The organism is Shewanella chilikensis (genome assembly GCF_002836945.1).
GTDB classification, from domain to species: domain Bacteria; phylum Pseudomonadota; class Gammaproteobacteria; order Enterobacterales; family Shewanellaceae; genus Shewanella; species Shewanella chilikensis.
In genome coordinates, this window is record NZ_NIJM01000018.1 from 33,884 (window position 1) to 49,140 (window position 15,257).

General features: G+C 53.7%; 13 protein-coding genes and 1 tRNA gene. 13 read left to right on the forward strand and 1 reads right to left on the reverse strand.

Features of this window, described 5'->3' with window-relative positions:
* Nucleotides 1–48 precede the first annotated feature (48 nt).
* The 11 genes from lptD (at nt 49) to CX651_RS08945 (ending at nt 12,268) form a co-directional block, all read left to right on the forward strand.
* Nucleotides 49–2,361 carry an LPS assembly protein LptD gene (gene lptD, locus CX651_RS08895; RefSeq protein WP_101055646.1) on the forward strand — a complete coding sequence of 771 codons (2,313 nt, stop codon included), beginning with the start codon at nt 49–51 and terminating at the stop codon, nt 2,359–2,361.
* A 114-nt stretch (nt 2,362–2,475) separates the two neighbouring features.
* Nucleotides 2,476–3,780, forward strand: a complete 1,305-nt coding sequence (gene surA, locus CX651_RS08900) for a peptidylprolyl isomerase SurA (protein WP_101055649.1) — start codon at nt 2,476–2,478, stop codon at nt 3,778–3,780.
* 5 nt (nt 3,781–3,785) lie between these two features.
* Nucleotides 3,786–4,772 carry a 4-hydroxythreonine-4-phosphate dehydrogenase PdxA gene (gene pdxA / locus CX651_RS08905; protein WP_071475819.1) on the forward strand — a complete coding sequence of 329 codons (987 nt, stop codon included), beginning with the start codon at nt 3,786–3,788 and terminating at the stop codon, nt 4,770–4,772.
* A 15-nt stretch (nt 4,773–4,787) separates the two neighbouring features.
* Nucleotides 4,788–5,594, forward strand: a complete 807-nt coding sequence (gene rsmA, locus CX651_RS08910) for a 16S rRNA (adenine(1518)-N(6)/adenine(1519)-N(6))-dimethyltransferase RsmA (protein ID WP_101055654.1) — start codon at nt 4,788–4,790, stop codon at nt 5,592–5,594.
* Nucleotides 5,595–5,653: 59 nt separating this feature from the next.
* Nucleotides 5,654–6,034, forward strand: coding sequence for a Co2+/Mg2+ efflux protein ApaG (apaG, locus tag CX651_RS08915; protein WP_025011370.1), 381 nt, complete (start codon nt 5,654–5,656; stop codon nt 6,032–6,034).
* Nucleotides 6,035–6,047: 13 nt separating this feature from the next.
* A complete protein-coding gene (locus CX651_RS08920; RefSeq protein WP_101055655.1) occupies nt 6,048–6,869 on the forward strand; it encodes a symmetrical bis(5'-nucleosyl)-tetraphosphatase in 822 nt (273 codons plus the stop codon).
* A 97-nt stretch (nt 6,870–6,966) separates the two neighbouring features.
* Entirely contained in the window at nt 6,967–8,988 is a 2,022-nt protein-coding gene (locus CX651_RS08925) for a methyl-accepting chemotaxis protein (RefSeq protein ID WP_101055657.1), read from the forward strand.
* A 300-nt stretch (nt 8,989–9,288) separates the two neighbouring features.
* Nucleotides 9,289–10,329: an NADP(H)-dependent aldo-keto reductase gene (locus tag CX651_RS08930; protein ID WP_101055658.1), complete on the forward strand. Its 1,041-nt coding sequence runs from the start codon at nt 9,289–9,291 to the stop codon at nt 10,327–10,329.
* A 79-nt stretch (nt 10,330–10,408) separates the two neighbouring features.
* Nucleotides 10,409–11,623, forward strand: a complete 1,215-nt coding sequence (locus CX651_RS08935) for an aminotransferase class V-fold PLP-dependent enzyme (protein ID WP_101055660.1) — start codon at nt 10,409–10,411, stop codon at nt 11,621–11,623.
* A 3-nt stretch (nt 11,624–11,626) separates the two neighbouring features.
* Nucleotides 11,627–12,079, forward strand: a complete 453-nt coding sequence (locus tag CX651_RS08940; protein WP_101055662.1) for a SufE family protein — start codon at nt 11,627–11,629, stop codon at nt 12,077–12,079.
* Nucleotides 12,080–12,191: 112 nt separating this feature from the next.
* A tRNA-Pro gene (locus CX651_RS08945) sits at nt 12,192–12,268 on the forward strand.
* A gap of 74 nt (nt 12,269–12,342) precedes the next feature.
* Here the strand turns inward: CX651_RS08945 and CX651_RS08950 are convergent.
* Nucleotides 12,343–12,942: a HupE/UreJ family protein gene (locus CX651_RS08950; RefSeq protein WP_101055664.1), complete on the reverse strand. Its 600-nt coding sequence runs from the start codon at nt 12,940–12,942 to the stop codon at nt 12,343–12,345.
* A 336-nt stretch (nt 12,943–13,278) separates the two neighbouring features.
* On the opposite strand from CX651_RS08950, the gene trpS reads away from it, so the two are divergent.
* Both trpS and CX651_RS08960 read left to right on the forward strand, forming a co-directional pair.
* On the forward strand, nt 13,279–14,280 hold the full coding sequence (trpS, locus tag CX651_RS08955) for a tryptophan--tRNA ligase (RefSeq protein WP_101055666.1): 1,002 nt from the start codon (nt 13,279–13,281) through the stop codon (nt 14,278–14,280).
* Nucleotides 14,281–14,684: 404 nt separating this feature from the next.
* Entirely contained in the window at nt 14,685–15,242 is a 558-nt protein-coding gene (locus CX651_RS08960) for an acyloxyacyl hydrolase (protein ID WP_101055668.1), read from the forward strand.
* Nucleotides 15,243–15,257 lie beyond the last annotated feature (15 nt).

Genomic DNA, 15,257 nt, shown 5'->3' on the forward strand with positions numbered 1-15,257 from the left:
CCCTCCGAATACTTGTCCAGACAAAGAAATCTAAATAATTGACCTAAGATGCAGATCCGATATTTTCTGGCACTGAGCCTTTTACCCCCCCTGACGCTGGCTGAACCCCTTCCTCAGGAGGGCGGCAACAACGCTCAATGTGTTATCTTGCCTCCGGTTCCCTACCATCAGGATGGGGAAAGCAGCGGCCCTTTGGCCGATCAAAAAATACAGATCCATTCGGATGCTTCTTCGGCGCAATTGGGGCTCGAGGCCAGCTTTGAAGGCAATGTGACCTTTTCTCAGGCCGGGCGCAAAATTTCCGCCGAAAGGGCTACTGTTAATCAGCAGGAACAACAATTAACCGCTCAGGGTAACTTGGTATTTCAAGACCCGCTGTTTACCGTGACCGCCGACTCGCTGATGGCGCAGATGCGTTCCAACAACGCCACCCTTGAAGGGGCACAGTACTGGCTCCACGGTCAACAGGTTCACGGTGATGCCCAGAAACTGGAAATCACCCAAAACAACAACCTGATCCTGAACAACACCAACTTCACCACTTGCCCACCGGATAATGTCTCCTGGCTGCTGGAAGCCGAGAAGATCAAAATCGACAGCAAAGAAGAGTGGGGGGAGATCTGGGACGCCAAACTCAGAATAGGCGGAGTGCCGGTATTCTACATCCCCTATATGACAGTGCCGGTTTCGGAGAAACGCAAGACAGGTTTCCTGTTTCCCAGTTTCAGCTCCAGCACCACCAACGGGGTGGAATTTGCCGCGCCGTTTTATTGGAACATAGCCCCCGAGTACGATCTGACCTTTACCCCGCACTATATGTCGTCGCGGGGCTTGTTTACCAAGACAGAATTCCGCTATCTGCTGGGCGACCCCGGCGATCGGCAAACGCCTACAGGCCAGTTCAATCTGGAGTACCTGGGCAGCGACAACATGCTCGATGGCAGCCCCAACCGCTATATGTATCACTGGGAACACAGCGACGCCCTGGATGAAAACTGGCGGGTGCTGGCCAACTATACCGATGTTTCGGACAACAACTACTTCAACGATCTCAATTCTGATGTCAATCGTGCCACGGACAACCAGCTGTCCCGGGTTGGCGAAATCGCCTATTTCACCGATAACTGGGACTTCAGTGCCAGGGTGCAAGACATTAAGGTACTGGGCAAGGAAGAGCGGCCCTATCAGGTGATGCCGCAGTTGAACTTCAACTACCGCACTCCGGGAATGTGGCAAGGCCTGGATTTCAACTTCGCCTCAGAGATAACCAACTTCCGTCACAAAGAAGATATCTACACCACGGCAACACGGGTACATATGGAGCCCAGTATCCTTTTGCCTATACATGGTCCGGCTGGGTCGCTGACCAGTGAAGTCAAGTTGATGCAAACCAACTACTGGCAACACAATATTCAGCAGCCCGACCAGGAGAGCAGTATCAGCCGTACCTTGCCTCAGGTGAGGATTCACGGTCAGATAAACTTCGAGCGCTATACCGACTACTTTAACCAGAACTATCGCCAGACGTTGGAACCTCAGTTCCAGTATCTGTATGTCGGCTATGAAGACCAGTCCAAAATCGGTCTTTATGACACGGGTGAACTGCAACAGGACTATTTCGGTCTGTTCCGCGACCGCCGGTTTTCGGGGCTGGACCGCATCGCCGATGCCAACCAGTTGACCCTGGGTCTGACCACCCGCCTGTTTGATGAACGTAACCTGGAACAACTGAAGTTCAGCCTGGGCCAGATCATCTACTTCGACGACAGCAAGGTCAGCCTCTATGAAGATGACCTCACAGAGCAGCCATCCACCTCGGTACTGGCCGCTGAGCTGGATGCCAGAGTCTACAAAGACTGGTTTGTCAGCGGTGCGATTCAATACGATACCCGTAACAGCTCCAACAAGAAGAGCGAAGCATCTCTGGACTACCGCCCCGGCCCTAACAAACTGCTGCAGTTCAGCTATCGTTATGTGCCGGATCTGCTCAACAGTAACACCAACGACAGAGTGGATATCTCCCAGGCTGGTTTCCGTACTACCTGGCCTATTACCGATGAACTCTATTTTGTCGGCAACTGGTATTACGATCTTAAAGAGGAACGCTCAGTGGAAAGCTATACCGGCTTCCAGTACGAATCATGCTGCTGGGCAGTGCGTTTGAGCTACCACTACCGCATCAAGACCAACTATGAGGACGACCTCAGGAGTGCGGCCCCCAACGAACGCGAAATGTTCGAAACCGGCGTCTACCTCAACTTTGTGATCAAAGGTCTCGGCGGCTCAGGCCCGCTGGGGGTCAACGACATGTTGGATGAAGGTCTGTTCAACTACCGCAAACCACTTTATCTGAGGAATTAATCAAGATTTGTGGTAGATTGCTGAACCTCGGACAGGACAGAGAGTCCAATCTGGACAACCCGGGCCGCTGCCATCGGCGGCCAACGAAACGAAAATGTGGCAAGGATTTTGTGGATGAAACCCTGTAAGAAACTGATTTTTGGATTTTTTGCTCTAGTCATGAGCCAGGCTTCCCTGGCTGCACCACAACTGCTGGATCGCGTTGCGGTGCAAATCAACGACGGCATAGTGCTGGAAAGTGAAGTCCAGAACATGGTCGACACAGTCAAGGCCAACGCCAAAGCCGCCGGCCAGAGTCTGCCTTCAGATCAGGCACTGCGTACCCAGGTTATTGAGCGTTTGATCCTGACCCGTCTGCAACTGCAGATGGCCGATCGTATCGGCCTGCATATCGGGGATCTGCAGCTGGATCAAACTATAGAAAATATCGCCAAGCAACAGAACATGAGTGTCGCCCAGATGCGCGCCGAGATTGAAGCCGATGGCAATAGCTTCAGTCAATACCGCGAACAACTGCGTGAAGAAGTGACTCTGGGTGAAATCCAGCGCATTCAAGTGCAACGCCGAATCCAGGTTTCGCCCCAGGAGATCAACAGCCTGGTGAAACTGATCAAAGAACAGGGCCTGAAAGACGTGGAATATCAGGTTGGCCATATACTGATTGAAGTGCCTTCCAACCCAAGCTCAGAGCAATTGGAAGCGGCCAGTAAACGTGCCAATGCCGTATTGGAACGTCTGAAATCCGGCGCAAACTTCCGTGAAACCGCCATTGCTTCCTCAGCAGGCCCCAAGGCACTGGAAGGCGGTATCTGGGACTACATGAACATCAATGAGATGCCGACTCTGTTTGCCGAAGTCATCACAGATGCCAAAACAGGCGACATCATAGGCCCCATCAAGAGTGGTGCCGGTTTCCATATCATCAAAATCATGGACGCCCGCGGCCTGCAGACCCAGGAAGTTGAGGAAGTCAAAGCCCGCCATATTCTGCTCAAACCGTCACCGATTCTGTCTGAAGACAGAGCCAAGGCGATGCTGCAGCAGTTCCTCAAGCAGATCCGCAGCGGTGAAGCCAAGTTTGAAGATTTGGCGCGCCAGTATTCGGAAGATCCCGGCAGCGCCACCAAAGGCGGTGAGCTGGGTTGGGCCGACCCAAGCATTTATGTGCCCGAGTTCGCCCAGACACTTAACAGCCTGAAGCAGGGTGAAATCAGTGAGCCGTTCCGTTCAACTCACGGCTGGCACATCACTCAATTGGAAGAGAGACGCAAGACAGATGCCACAGATCAGTTCAACACCAACCGTGCGCATCAGTTGATCTTCCGCCGCAAATTCAATGAAGAGTTACAAAACTGGCTGGACGAAATGCGGGCCGACGCATACATTGAACTCTTCGACCCAGAAACTGATAGAGGTTAAGTCGCTTGGATATTAAACGTATTGCCATTACCCCCGGAGAGCCTGCCGGCATAGGCCCGGATCTGGTAGTACAGCTGGCGCAGCGCGACTGGCCGGCCGAGCTGGTTGTGTGCGCGGATCCTGCCTTATTGCAGGCGCGCGCCAAGATGCTGGGGCTCAGTCTCCAGCTCAAGCCTTATCAGCCAAGCCAAGCAGCCAAACCACAACAAGCCGGTAGTTTAACCATAGTGCCCTTCCCCATGGCCTGTGAGCCTCGCTGCGGCGTGCTCAATGAGCAAAACAGCGCCTATGTGGTCGACACCCTACGCTATGCGGGTGAAAAAAACATGAACGGCGAGTTTGATGCCGTGGTGACAGGCCCGGTCCACAAGGGCATTATCAATCAGGCCGGGATCCCTTTTTCCGGTCATACCGAGTTCTTTGCCCATCAGGCCGGTTGCCAGGATGTGGTGATGATGCTCGCCTGCCCTGGTCTGCAGGTAGCCCTGGTGACTACTCACATTCCACTGGCTTACGTTTCCAAGGCAATCACCCGCGAACGCCTGCATCAGATCATTAAGATACTGCATCAGGACTTAGTGAATAAGTTTGCCCTGGACAACCCCAAGATTTATGTCTGTGGCCTCAACCCCCATGCCGGTGAAGATGGCCATCTGGGACGGGAAGAGCTGGATGTGATCATCCCGGCGCTGAACGAGCTCAGAGAGCAGGAGCAGATGCGCATTATAGGCCCCCTGCCTGCCGATACCCTGTTCCAACCCAAGTATCTGCAAGACGCCGATGTGGTGCTGGCCATGTACCACGACCAAGGCCTGCCTGTGCTCAAGTCACAAGGCTTTGGCAAATCGGTTAATATCACTCTGGGCCTGCCCTATATCCGCACTTCGGTGGATCATGGCACGGCGCTGGAACTCGCAGGCACAGGCAAGGCCGATATCGGCAGCTTCGTCTGTGCACTCAACAAGGCCATAGAACTGGCCGGTAAAAACTGATCCAACTGAGTATCAATGAGCAATAAAGTACACTTAGGCCATACCGCCAGAAAACGTTTCGGACAAAACTTCCTGACCGATGACAATGTGATCAACCGTATTGTGGCGGCTATCGCCCCGGATAATGAGCATGTCATGGTCGAAATCGGCCCGGGTCTCGCGGCTCTGACCGAACCTGTGGCCAGCGCCATCGACAAGCTGACCGTGGTCGAACTGGACAGAGATCTGGTGGAGCGTCTAAAGCAGCATCCTGTGTTGAAAGACAAACTGGAAATTCATCAGGGTGATGCCCTGCAGTTTGACTTCAACAAACTGATGGTAGAAGGCAAGAAGCTCAAGGTCTTCGGTAACCTGCCATACAATATCTCCACACCGCTGATGTTCCATCTGTTCGAATACGCCGAGCAGATCACCAACATGCACTTCATGTTGCAAAAAGAGGTGGTGTTGCGGCTTTCGGCCAGCCCGGGAAGCAAGGCCTATGGCCGCCTGACCGTCATGGCCCAATATTATTGCCAGATAGTGCCGGTACTGGAAGTGCCACCGGGCAGCTTCACGCCGCCACCTAAGGTCGATTCCGCCGTGGTGCGCCTGGTGCCCTATGAAACCAAACCCTGGCCGGCCAAAGACGTTGCCATGCTCAGCAAGGTAACCAGCACCGCCTTCAACATGCGCCGCAAGACCCTGAGAAATAACCTCAAGGGGCTACTTGATGATGCCGATTATGAGGCCCTGGGAATTGATCCCGGCCTCAGACCCGAGCAGATCAGCGTCGAGCAATATGTTGCCATCGCCAACTTGCTGAGCGACCGTCAGGCATAACATCCGGACGCCGGGCGGCGTCCTTCCTTTCCATCAGAGATTTTGGCCAGGAACTTAAGATGAATCCCCAGAAGAGCCGTATCAGAGTCGAGGTGCAGACCCAGTATATAGAACACCAGTCCGCGCCGGATGAAGACAAGTATCTTTTCAGTTACACCATCACTATTATCAACCTGGGTGATGAGGCAGCGACCCTCAAGAGTCGCCACTGGGTGATAACTGATGGCAATGGCCAACAAAGTGAAGTCCAGGGCGCCGGTGTCGTCGGTGAGACCCCGAGGATCAAGCCCAATACCGCCTACCAATACAGCAGCGGCACAGTGCTGGAAACGCCGCTGGGATTTATGGAAGGCCGTTATCTGATGGAAACCGATGCGGGCGAGAGTTTCTACGCCCAGATCCCTCCTTTCCGCCTGGCCGTACCCGGCCAGGTACACTGATGGGCAGGTAACAGTGGCTCACTATTTTGTCGGCGATATTCAGGGCTGTTTCAACGAGTTGCAACGCCTGCTGGAGAAAGTCGATTTTAATCCCTCCAGGGACGAGCTTTGGGCGGTCGGCGATCTGATCGCCCGCGGTCCGGATTCTCTCTCGACCTTGAGGTTCTTCCGCGACCTCGGCGATTCGGCCAAGTCTGTGCTGGGTAACCATGATCTGCATCTACTGGCGGTAAAGGCCGGGCTCAAACGGGTCAAACCCAGCGACAAGCTGCAACCGCTGCTGGAAGCGGCGGATATCGGCAGCCTCATTGACTGGATTCGAAGCCAGCCCCTAATGCGCGAGTTGCCCGAGCATAAACTCATCATGACCCATGCAGGCGTGCCGCCCCAGTGGGATATCCAAACCTTACGCCAGGAAGCGAATGCCGTCAGCCAGGCGTTGCAGCGAGCCGACTATTTAGACAGTCTCATCGCCCGGATGTACACAGAAGAGCCGGAAGACTGGTCTGATGCGCTCAGCGGCCTGCCCAGACTCAGGTACTGTATCAACGCCCTGACCCGGATGCGTTACCTCTATCTCGACGGCACTCTGGATTTCAGTTGCAAAGTGCCGCCGACCAAATGTGACGACCCCAATCTCAAACCCTGGTTTTTATTCCCATCCAACACCGCTGACTACACCAAGGTCTTTGGCCATTGGGCCGCCCTGATGGGTAAAGTCGACGGTAAAAAACTGCAGGCGCTGGATACCGGCTGCTGTTGGGGAGAACACCTAACACTCTGGCACCTGGAATCAGATCAAAAAATTACCCAATCCAGGTTAAAAAAAGGTTAAGCTTAGCAAACATACGCCGATAACCATTTGGTAACGTGCCTATGAAAACTAAAAGATTTTTCCAAGAGAAAAACCATAACCTTTTCCGGAGTAGCCTATGAAGTTGAACGTAGCGACCCGAGTCATAGCAGGGTTTGCCTTAGTCACCCTGCTATTGATTCTGCTTGGTGCTGTTTCCTGGTTCACCAACAATGAACTGAAAAACACCACCGAAGTTCTGCAACAACTGAGTATTCCGGCACTGAAATCAACCGGCTCGCTGAGTGAGACCCTCAGCGAACAACAAAGATTGGTTCTGGTAGGCTACCATGTCACCAAGGCCAATAAGCTTCCGCCGCTCCAACAGCAGTTTGCCAGTCAAAAGCAAAGCTTCAAGGCGCAATTTGCCAGTCTGTCGAAGCTGGTACAGCAGGAGCCCGGGCTCAAAGAGATCCTGCCCCAGGTAGAGCGCAATTATCAGGCTTTTATTAACACCAGCGAACGCATGATGGCTGACCACCTCAGAGCGCTGGAACAGCAGGAAAGCCTCAATGAACAGCGAGATCAACTGGAAACAACCGCCGATGATGCCGCCAGTTTGCTGCTGGACCTGATGGATCTTGAGCAAAGTGAAAACACCACTGAGCGGGAAATTGCCGCCTCAGCTGCAGCACTGGACAGCAATGTCACCAATGTGATCAGCACTGTTTACGATCTGGTGGCTACCGAAGAGCGCAGCAAGTACGAAATCATAGTCAAAGAACTTAGCTATATCAGCAACGAAGCCGAGGCCAAACTGGAGTACATCGGTCGCCATGGCGCCGGCGTCATTGATGCCGATGTGCTCAGCGAAATAAACGCCGAGCTTGGCAAGCTCAGCCAGCATCTTAAGGGCAATAACTCGATTCAGGCCCAGAAAGCGACCCAACTTGAACTTCAAGCCAGTACTCAGGCAGCACTGGCTCAGGTGGAAACCGACAAACAAAATGTCAATCAGGCAATGGCTGCCCTTTCCGGAGCCATCGAAACCCTGACCAATGAGATCAACGCCAAAACCCTGGCTAGTATCGACTCGGCCAGTATGCAGACCCTTTTGGTGGTGCTGGTGGCAATAGTGGTTGCCATCGCAGTGAGTATTGCCGTGGTGAAACCTCTTACCGCCTCACTCAACCGTATCAATCAAGCATTGAATATCCTCGCTTCCGGTGACTTGACCCATAAGCTGGACGACTCTGGCCAGGATGAGTTTGCCGAGCTTTCCCGCAACTGTAACCGCCTTATCGACAGTCTCAGAGGCCTTATTCGCGGCATTTTGGATAGATCCAACCAATTGGCAGCCGCTGCCGAACAAACCTCGGCGGTCACCTCACAAACCACTATCGGGATCCAGGAGCAGAAGAGTCAGGTGGATCAGGTAGCCACAGCCACCACAGAGCTGAGCTCCAGTGCCCAGCAGGTATCCCACAGCGCCGATCACGCCCTGAGCCAGATTAAACAGGCCGATGAAGAAGCTCAGCATATGCGAATCATTGCCGAGGAAAACCGTCGCACCATAGAAGCGCTGGCTGAGGAAGTTGCCAAGGCAGGAGAAGTGATTAACAAGGTGCACTCCGACAGTGACGCCATAGGCTCAATTCTGGATGTGATTCGTGGCATTGCCGAGCAGACCAATTTACTGGCACTCAACGCCGCCATCGAGGCCGCCAGGGCCGGTGAACAGGGACGCGGCTTTGCCGTTGTCGCCGATGAGGTACGCAATCTCGCATCCCGTACCCAGGAGTCGACCCAAGAGATCCAGCAGATGATCCAGGTGCTGCAAACAGGCACCCAAGAAGCAGTCGCTGTCATGGAACAGGGGCGCGCCCAGACCAACTCCTGCGTCGCCAAGACAGAGCAAGCTAATCAGGCTCTGGAAACCATCAGCACATCTGTACATCAAGCCTTTGATGCCGGCACCCAAATCGCCAACGCGGCTCAGGAGCAGAACCAGGTCAGTCAACAGGTTTCAGAAAAACTGGAACAGATCGCGCTGATCTCGGAAGAAACTGCCTCAGGCGCCGAACAGACCGCCCAATCCAGTCACCAGGTAGCACAACTCGCCGAAGAGTTGCAGGCTTCCGTTGGCGAGTTCAAAGTTTAATGCCAATAGTTGGCCTGAGCCGAGAATGTTTTATCGTCTGAATAGAGAAAAAATTCGGCGCTCAATCCTGAGGTCGGTGGATTGACGCCCCACAGACTCCAAAGCAGAACCAAGCTTTAGGGGCTCAAACAAGGTATAAGTTCGTCATTGGTTATTTCCCTCATCGATTACTTCTGTGTTTCGCCTCTCTACAGCAACGGGCACAAGCAACAAAAGTGACACAAAAACCTGTTTTATTTATTGACAATCAACCTCTGTCGCTTGTTAGCTTGCAGATAAGGAAATTAGCGGGAGCTTTCAATGGAATACAGACGTATCCCCCACTCCACTCTGGAAGTGAGCAAACTGTGCCTCGGCACCATGACCTGGGGCGAGCAAAACAGCCAGGCCGACGCCTTCGACCAGTTGGATATGGCCCTAGCCGAAGGGATTAACTTTATCGACACTGCCGAGATGTATCCGGTGCCGCCAAAACCCGAAACTCAGGGTGAGACCGAACGCATCCTTGGCGCCTACCTCAAGGCCCGCGGCAACAGAGACAACCTGGTGATTGCCACCAAGGTGGCGGCTCCCGGCGGCAAGAGTGACTATATCCGCAGTAAAATGGCACTTGACTGGCGCAATATCCAGCTGGCGGTGGATGCATCATTGCAGCGCCTGGGCGTAGACTGTATCGATCTCTACCAAATCCACTGGCCCCACAGAAACTGTAACTTCTTCGGCGAACTCTTCTATGAGCAGCAGGAGCAGGAGTCGATGACTCCCATCCTGGATACCCTGGAAGCCTTGAGCGAAGTGATCCGCGCCGGAAAGGTGCGCTATATCGGGGTTTCCAACGAAACCCCATGGGGCCTGATGAAATACCTGCAACTGGCCGAGAAACATGGCCTGCCGCGAATTGTCAGCGTGCAGAATCCCTATAACCTGCTGAATCGCAGCTTTGAAGTAGGCATGAGTGAAATAAGCCACCGTGAAGAATTGCCACTGCTGGCCTACTCGCCATTGGCCTTCGGTACCCTCACAGGCAAGTATCTCGACGGTCAGTGGCCAGCAGGTGCCAGGTTGACCCTGTTCAAGCGCTTCGCCCGCTATACCGGCACCGAGTTGGCGCTTGAGGCCACCGAAGCCTACGTCAAGCTGGCCCAAAAATTCCACCTGAGTCCGGCGCAGATGGCACTGGCATTCGTCAACTCCCGTCCCTTCGTGGGCAGCAATATCATAGGTGCCACCAATCTGGAGCAGTTAAAGGAGAACATTGCCGCCTCGCAGCTTAAGCTGAGTGATGAACTGCTCAATGAACTCAACTCGCTGTCGAGCCGCTTTCGCCTGCCCTGTCCTTAAGGGCTGAGATATTTCGCCTTGCATTGGGCGCACAAATCCATAAAGATCTGTGCGCCCTTTTGATTGAAGATCCACAGCAATGAGCACTCCACAGTTGCGCGCCCAGTTTCCCGCGCTCACCCAAATGCTGGGGGATTATCCCCTGGTCTATCTCGACACGGCCGCCACCAGCCAAAAGCCTCAGCGGGTGCTGGAAGCTATGGCGCGTTTTTACCGTGAAGATTGCGCCAATGTGCACAGAGCGGCCCATCAGCTTTCTGCCCGGGCGACCCAGGCCTACGAAGCTGTGCGTGATGCCTTGCAGCATTTTATCCATGCTGCCCGGCGGGAAGAGATCATCTTCACCCACGGCACCACCGAAGCCATCAACCTGCTGGCCTGGGGCCTTGGCGAGCGCTTTGGCAAGGATGACCTCATTCTGGTCGACAGCTGCGCTCATCACGCCAATCTGCTGCCCTGGCAACAACTGGCCAAACGCAGTGGTGCCAGGCTGGAACCCATACCACTGGATAAAGATCTGCGCCTCGATAAGGCGGCCTTTAGCCTGCTGCTCCAGCAAAAGCCCAAATTGGTGGCCCTCAGCCATGTTTCCAATGTATTGGGTACAGTCAATGACATACAAGCCCTGTGTCAGGATATTCGCGCCGCCGGCGCCATCAGTGTGGTGGACGGTGCCCAGGCCGTCGCCCATCTGCCGCTGGATATGCAGCAACTGGGGTGCGACTTTTATTCCTTTTCCGGCCACAAGATGTATGGCCCCAGCGGCATAGGCGTACTCTGGGGCCGCTATGAATTGCTCGACACCTTGGAGCCACTGCTGACCGGCGGTGAGATGATAAAAACCGTCAGTTTCCAAGGCAGTACATTTGGCGACTTGCCCAACCGCCTCGAGGCCGGCACCCCGCCGATAGCCGAGGTCATAGGTCTGGGAGAGGCCGTCGCCTTTCTAAAACAGCAGGACAGACAAGCCCTGGCACTTGCCGAACAAAAACTGCTAAGCAAGTTGCAACAGGGGTTATCCGCCATTGCCGGGGTCGAACTTTACGGCGCTCACAGGGATAATCTGGGCGCCGTGGCCTTTAACCTCAAGGGTGAGCATCACCAGGATGTAGGCATACTGCTGGATCAACAAGGCATAGCGGTACGCTGCGGCCATCATTGCGCCATGCCACTGATGTCGCTGATGGGTATCAAGGGCTGCTGCCGGGCCTCTGTGGGGATCTACACTGATGAGCAAGATATCAAACGTTTTCTCGATGCCTTAAAGGCAAGCGCCGAACTATTGGGATACTGAACCATGACAGAGCAAACACTCACTGCTGCCGACTTTATCCAGTTTGCCAAGCAAACCCAGGCGCCCCTGGCCGACTTATTTGAAGCCGTTTCCTCAGCCAATAATTGGCAGGACAGATACCGCCAGTTGATGCAAGGAGCCAAACTGTTGCCGGCCCTGCCACCCGAGCTGCAAACAGAAGCCGCCCGGGTACGCGGCTGTGAAAGCGCCGCCTGGCTCTACCACTGCCAAGTCGAGGGCAAACATCTGTTTATTGCCGACAGCGAGGCCCGCATCGTCAAGGGGCTAATCGCCCTGTTGCTGCATGCGGTGAATAACAGCGACAGCCAAACCCTGGCGCAATTTGAGCCCAAGGCTTATCTCAAGCGACTGGGTTTGGAGGGGCAACTGAGCCCATCCCGCAGCAACGGCCTCTATGCCCTGATAAGCAGGATCATCGAGCTCAGCCGAGAGTAATGGCATGCTGATTTTTTCAGCGTTTCAACTATCCAGCTCACATCGGAGAATAATTTTGCGGCCTGGTTGGCATTTTTCCAATTAAGCTTCACTTACCATCTGGTTCCAGAGTCGGAGCGTAGCTCAGCCCGGTAGAGCGCTGTCTTCGGGAGGCAGGGGTCGCAAGTTCGAATCTTGTCGCTCCGACCAATCAAACCGCTACCCAAGCGGCATAAAGACTCAAGGGCAGGTTCATTGAACTTGCCCTTGTTGTTTCTGTTTCGTCACACTGCCACAACCATCATCAAGCCGGCCAGCAACAAACAAGTGCCGAGCACGTATTGCAGTTGTTTCTTGGCCAGCACTTTACAGGTTACCTCCCCCACCATGCTGAGGATCAACACAGTCGCGCCGATCCCCACCAGATAGCCCAAAAACAAATTGGAGCCACTGAGGGTCCAGTCGGCTACGCCCAGATTGGTGCTGCCCAGGGTGTAGCCATGAGCAAATGCCAACATGGCAACCATGGCCGCAGCGATATGGGTGGCAAAACAGATATTGCCGGCAATCAACATGCCGAGCACAAACATGGATAAGAGGACAAAGGATTTACTGACGATAAGCGCCACAGAGGTTTGCGCCGTCAAAGTGCCGGCCAACATCACCAGCACAAAAGATAGCGGCACCACCCACAAGGCTTTGCCGCCAAGCTGCGCCGACCAGACGCCGACTCCTACAGCCACCAGCAGACTGGCCAACAACATCAATGGGTTGAGTTGCATCACCTGCTCGGGAAAGCGTCCCACAACCCCCAACGACAACAGCAGACTGGCGCCAACACCCAAGAACAGCCAAGATCTGCCAGCAAACAAGGACCGCATCATAAGCACCTCTCACTTGCCGAGTGACTATTCTTTAACTTTATACCTTAGGGCCAGAAAATGCTTGACCTGGCACAAACTCCTGACAAATAACCCAGCTTTATTAACTTGCATAACACAGACTCAAGCCTTACTATCCTTGGGTCTTTAAATCGATTGTTATTTCAAAGCCTATGTATTCCCCAGCAGACTCACTGCTCATGCTACAGACTTGGTGGCGCAGCCCAAACCGGCGGCGTCAGGATTAAACATAGGTAAAATCATATCTTCCGGGCCGCCATAAGGCGGCCTTTGTGTATCTGTACGTCTTATGGCTCCGGCAATTTCAAGGAGAACAAGATGAAACAGATCATACTCACAGGCGACAGACCCACAGGCAAACTGCATATCGGTCACTATGTCGGTTCACTCAGGCAAAGAGTCCAAGTTCAGGACGAGTTCGATCAGAACGTGATGATTGCCGACTATCAAGCCTTAACCGACAACGGCCATAACCCGGCCAAGGTGACCGAAAACATTCTCGAAGTCATGGCCGACTACCTGGCGGCCGGGCTGGATCCTATCAAGACACGTTTTTGCCTGCAAAGCACACTACCGGCGCTGTCGGAACTCACCTGCATCTACTTGAACTTGGTGACGGTTGCCCGGCTTGAGCGCAATCCCACAGTCAAGGCCGAAATTCAGCAAAAAGGTTTTGAGCGCAGCCTCCCGGCGGGTTTTCTGGTCTACCCCGTCAGCCAGACCGCTGATATTACCGCCTTTCGCGCCACTCATGTGCCAGTGGGTGAAGATCAGTTGCCCATGCTGGAGCAAAGCAATGAAATCGTCCGTCGCTTCAACAATCTGGTGGGGACTGAAGTGCTCAAGGAGTGTCAGGCTATTCTCAGTGACACAGGCCGCCTGCCTGGGCTCGACGGTAAAGCCAAGATGTCCAAATCCCTTGGCAATACCATAGAACTGGGAATGAGCAGTGACGAACTCAAGCAAGCGGTGTTTTCCATGTATACGGATCCCAACCATCTGAGGGTAGAAGATCCGGGCAGAGTCGAGGGCAATACGGTATTCAGTTATCTCGATGCTTTCCACCCGGACAAGGCGCTGGTAGCCGAGCTCAAGGCCCATTATCGCCGAGGAGGCCTCGGGGATATGAAGTGCAAACGGATACTCAACGACTGCCTGCAGGAGTTACTCGCGCCCATGCGTGAACGGCGCAGTCAGGCTATGGCAGACAAGGGGCAACTGCTGGCGATACTGCAGCGGGGCACGGAAGAAGCCAGAGCCATCAGTGATGCTGTACTGCAAGATGTCAAAGCCGCCATGGGGCTTAATCTATTTCGCTAACCAATGGGTCACTCAGCTGTACTAGCTCAGCCCAAGGGGCCATAAGCCCGCCCCTTGGCTGAGCCTCTCGCAGCGCAATCGGTCGGACTTTTCGCCGGCCGGCATTGCCCGCCAAGATGCAACACACTGTCACCGTCTGAGTGACTAATCCTGGCATACCAACAGAGTTAGAATAGTCACATACAGCGAGATCCCCTCTGTAATACCCCTTAAAGGCGTTAAATCCACTTGGCCTTAACCAACTGAATCTAACCACCTCATTTGCTTACCCCAAACAAGGCTCGGTTTGCATTCGATTTGGCACAGGTAAATAGTTCTATTTATTCAGAAAAATGCCTTTATGGCGACATTGTTATGATTTTACGGATTTAAACTGCCGACATCATTCGAGAGGCAGAAACGAGATGAAACACTCACAGAAACGATTCCCCTTGCTGGCACTCATGCTCAGCTTGATATTGCCGGGCTCTATATTGCCGGGAGATGCCAACGCCGCCGAACAGGGCGTGGCAATCAACTATATCCATGGCGAAGGCCAGGCCAACGGTATCAAACTGGCTTATCAGCTGTATCTGGATACCCTGACACCTATCAGTGAAGATTTGGAACTGACCCTGGAAGCCAGTATTAACTTTTGGGAATATGGCGAAAATAACCAGCATGATGTCAATCATGTGCTGGCCATGTCACCCATATTGAGATATCCGCTGATGAGGGGGCAGTGGCTGGACTTTTATCTGGAGGCCGGGATCGGCTTTGCCCTCTTGGATGACAGCCAATTTGCCGGTAAGGATGTCGGCTCACACTATCAGTTTGAAGACAGATTGGGCTTTGCCTTCAAATTTGGCCGGGAGCGCAAACAGACTGTCTCCATCACCTACCTGCATTATTCCAATGCCGGCCTCAGCAAGCCCAACCCTGGGCTCGACTTTGTCAACCTGGCCTACAGCTACCGTTTCTAACCCCTTTTTAGGGAA

Coding starts and splice junctions, on each gene's coding strand:
- lptD (WP_101055646.1), top strand. CDS start 49: ATGCAGATCCGATATTTTCTGGCACTGAGCCTTTTACCCCCCCTGACG.
- CX651_RS08950 (WP_101055664.1), bottom strand. CDS start 12,942: ATGATGCGGTCCTTGTTTGCTGGCAGATCTTGGCTGTTCTTGGGTGTT.
- rsmA (WP_101055654.1), top strand. CDS start 4,788: ATGAGCAATAAAGTACACTTAGGCCATACCGCCAGAAAACGTTTCGGA.
- CX651_RS08935 (WP_101055660.1), top strand. CDS start 10,409: ATGAGCACTCCACAGTTGCGCGCCCAGTTTCCCGCGCTCACCCAAATG.
- CX651_RS08930 (WP_101055658.1), top strand. CDS start 9,289: ATGGAATACAGACGTATCCCCCACTCCACTCTGGAAGTGAGCAAACTG.
- apaG (WP_025011370.1), top strand. CDS start 5,654: ATGAATCCCCAGAAGAGCCGTATCAGAGTCGAGGTGCAGACCCAGTAT.
- CX651_RS08925 (WP_101055657.1), top strand. CDS start 6,967: ATGAAGTTGAACGTAGCGACCCGAGTCATAGCAGGGTTTGCCTTAGTC.
- CX651_RS08940 (WP_101055662.1), top strand. CDS start 11,627: ATGACAGAGCAAACACTCACTGCTGCCGACTTTATCCAGTTTGCCAAG.
- surA (WP_101055649.1), top strand. CDS start 2,476: ATGAAACCCTGTAAGAAACTGATTTTTGGATTTTTTGCTCTAGTCATG.
- trpS (WP_101055666.1), top strand. CDS start 13,279: ATGAAACAGATCATACTCACAGGCGACAGACCCACAGGCAAACTGCAT.
- CX651_RS08960 (WP_101055668.1), top strand. CDS start 14,685: ATGAAACACTCACAGAAACGATTCCCCTTGCTGGCACTCATGCTCAGC.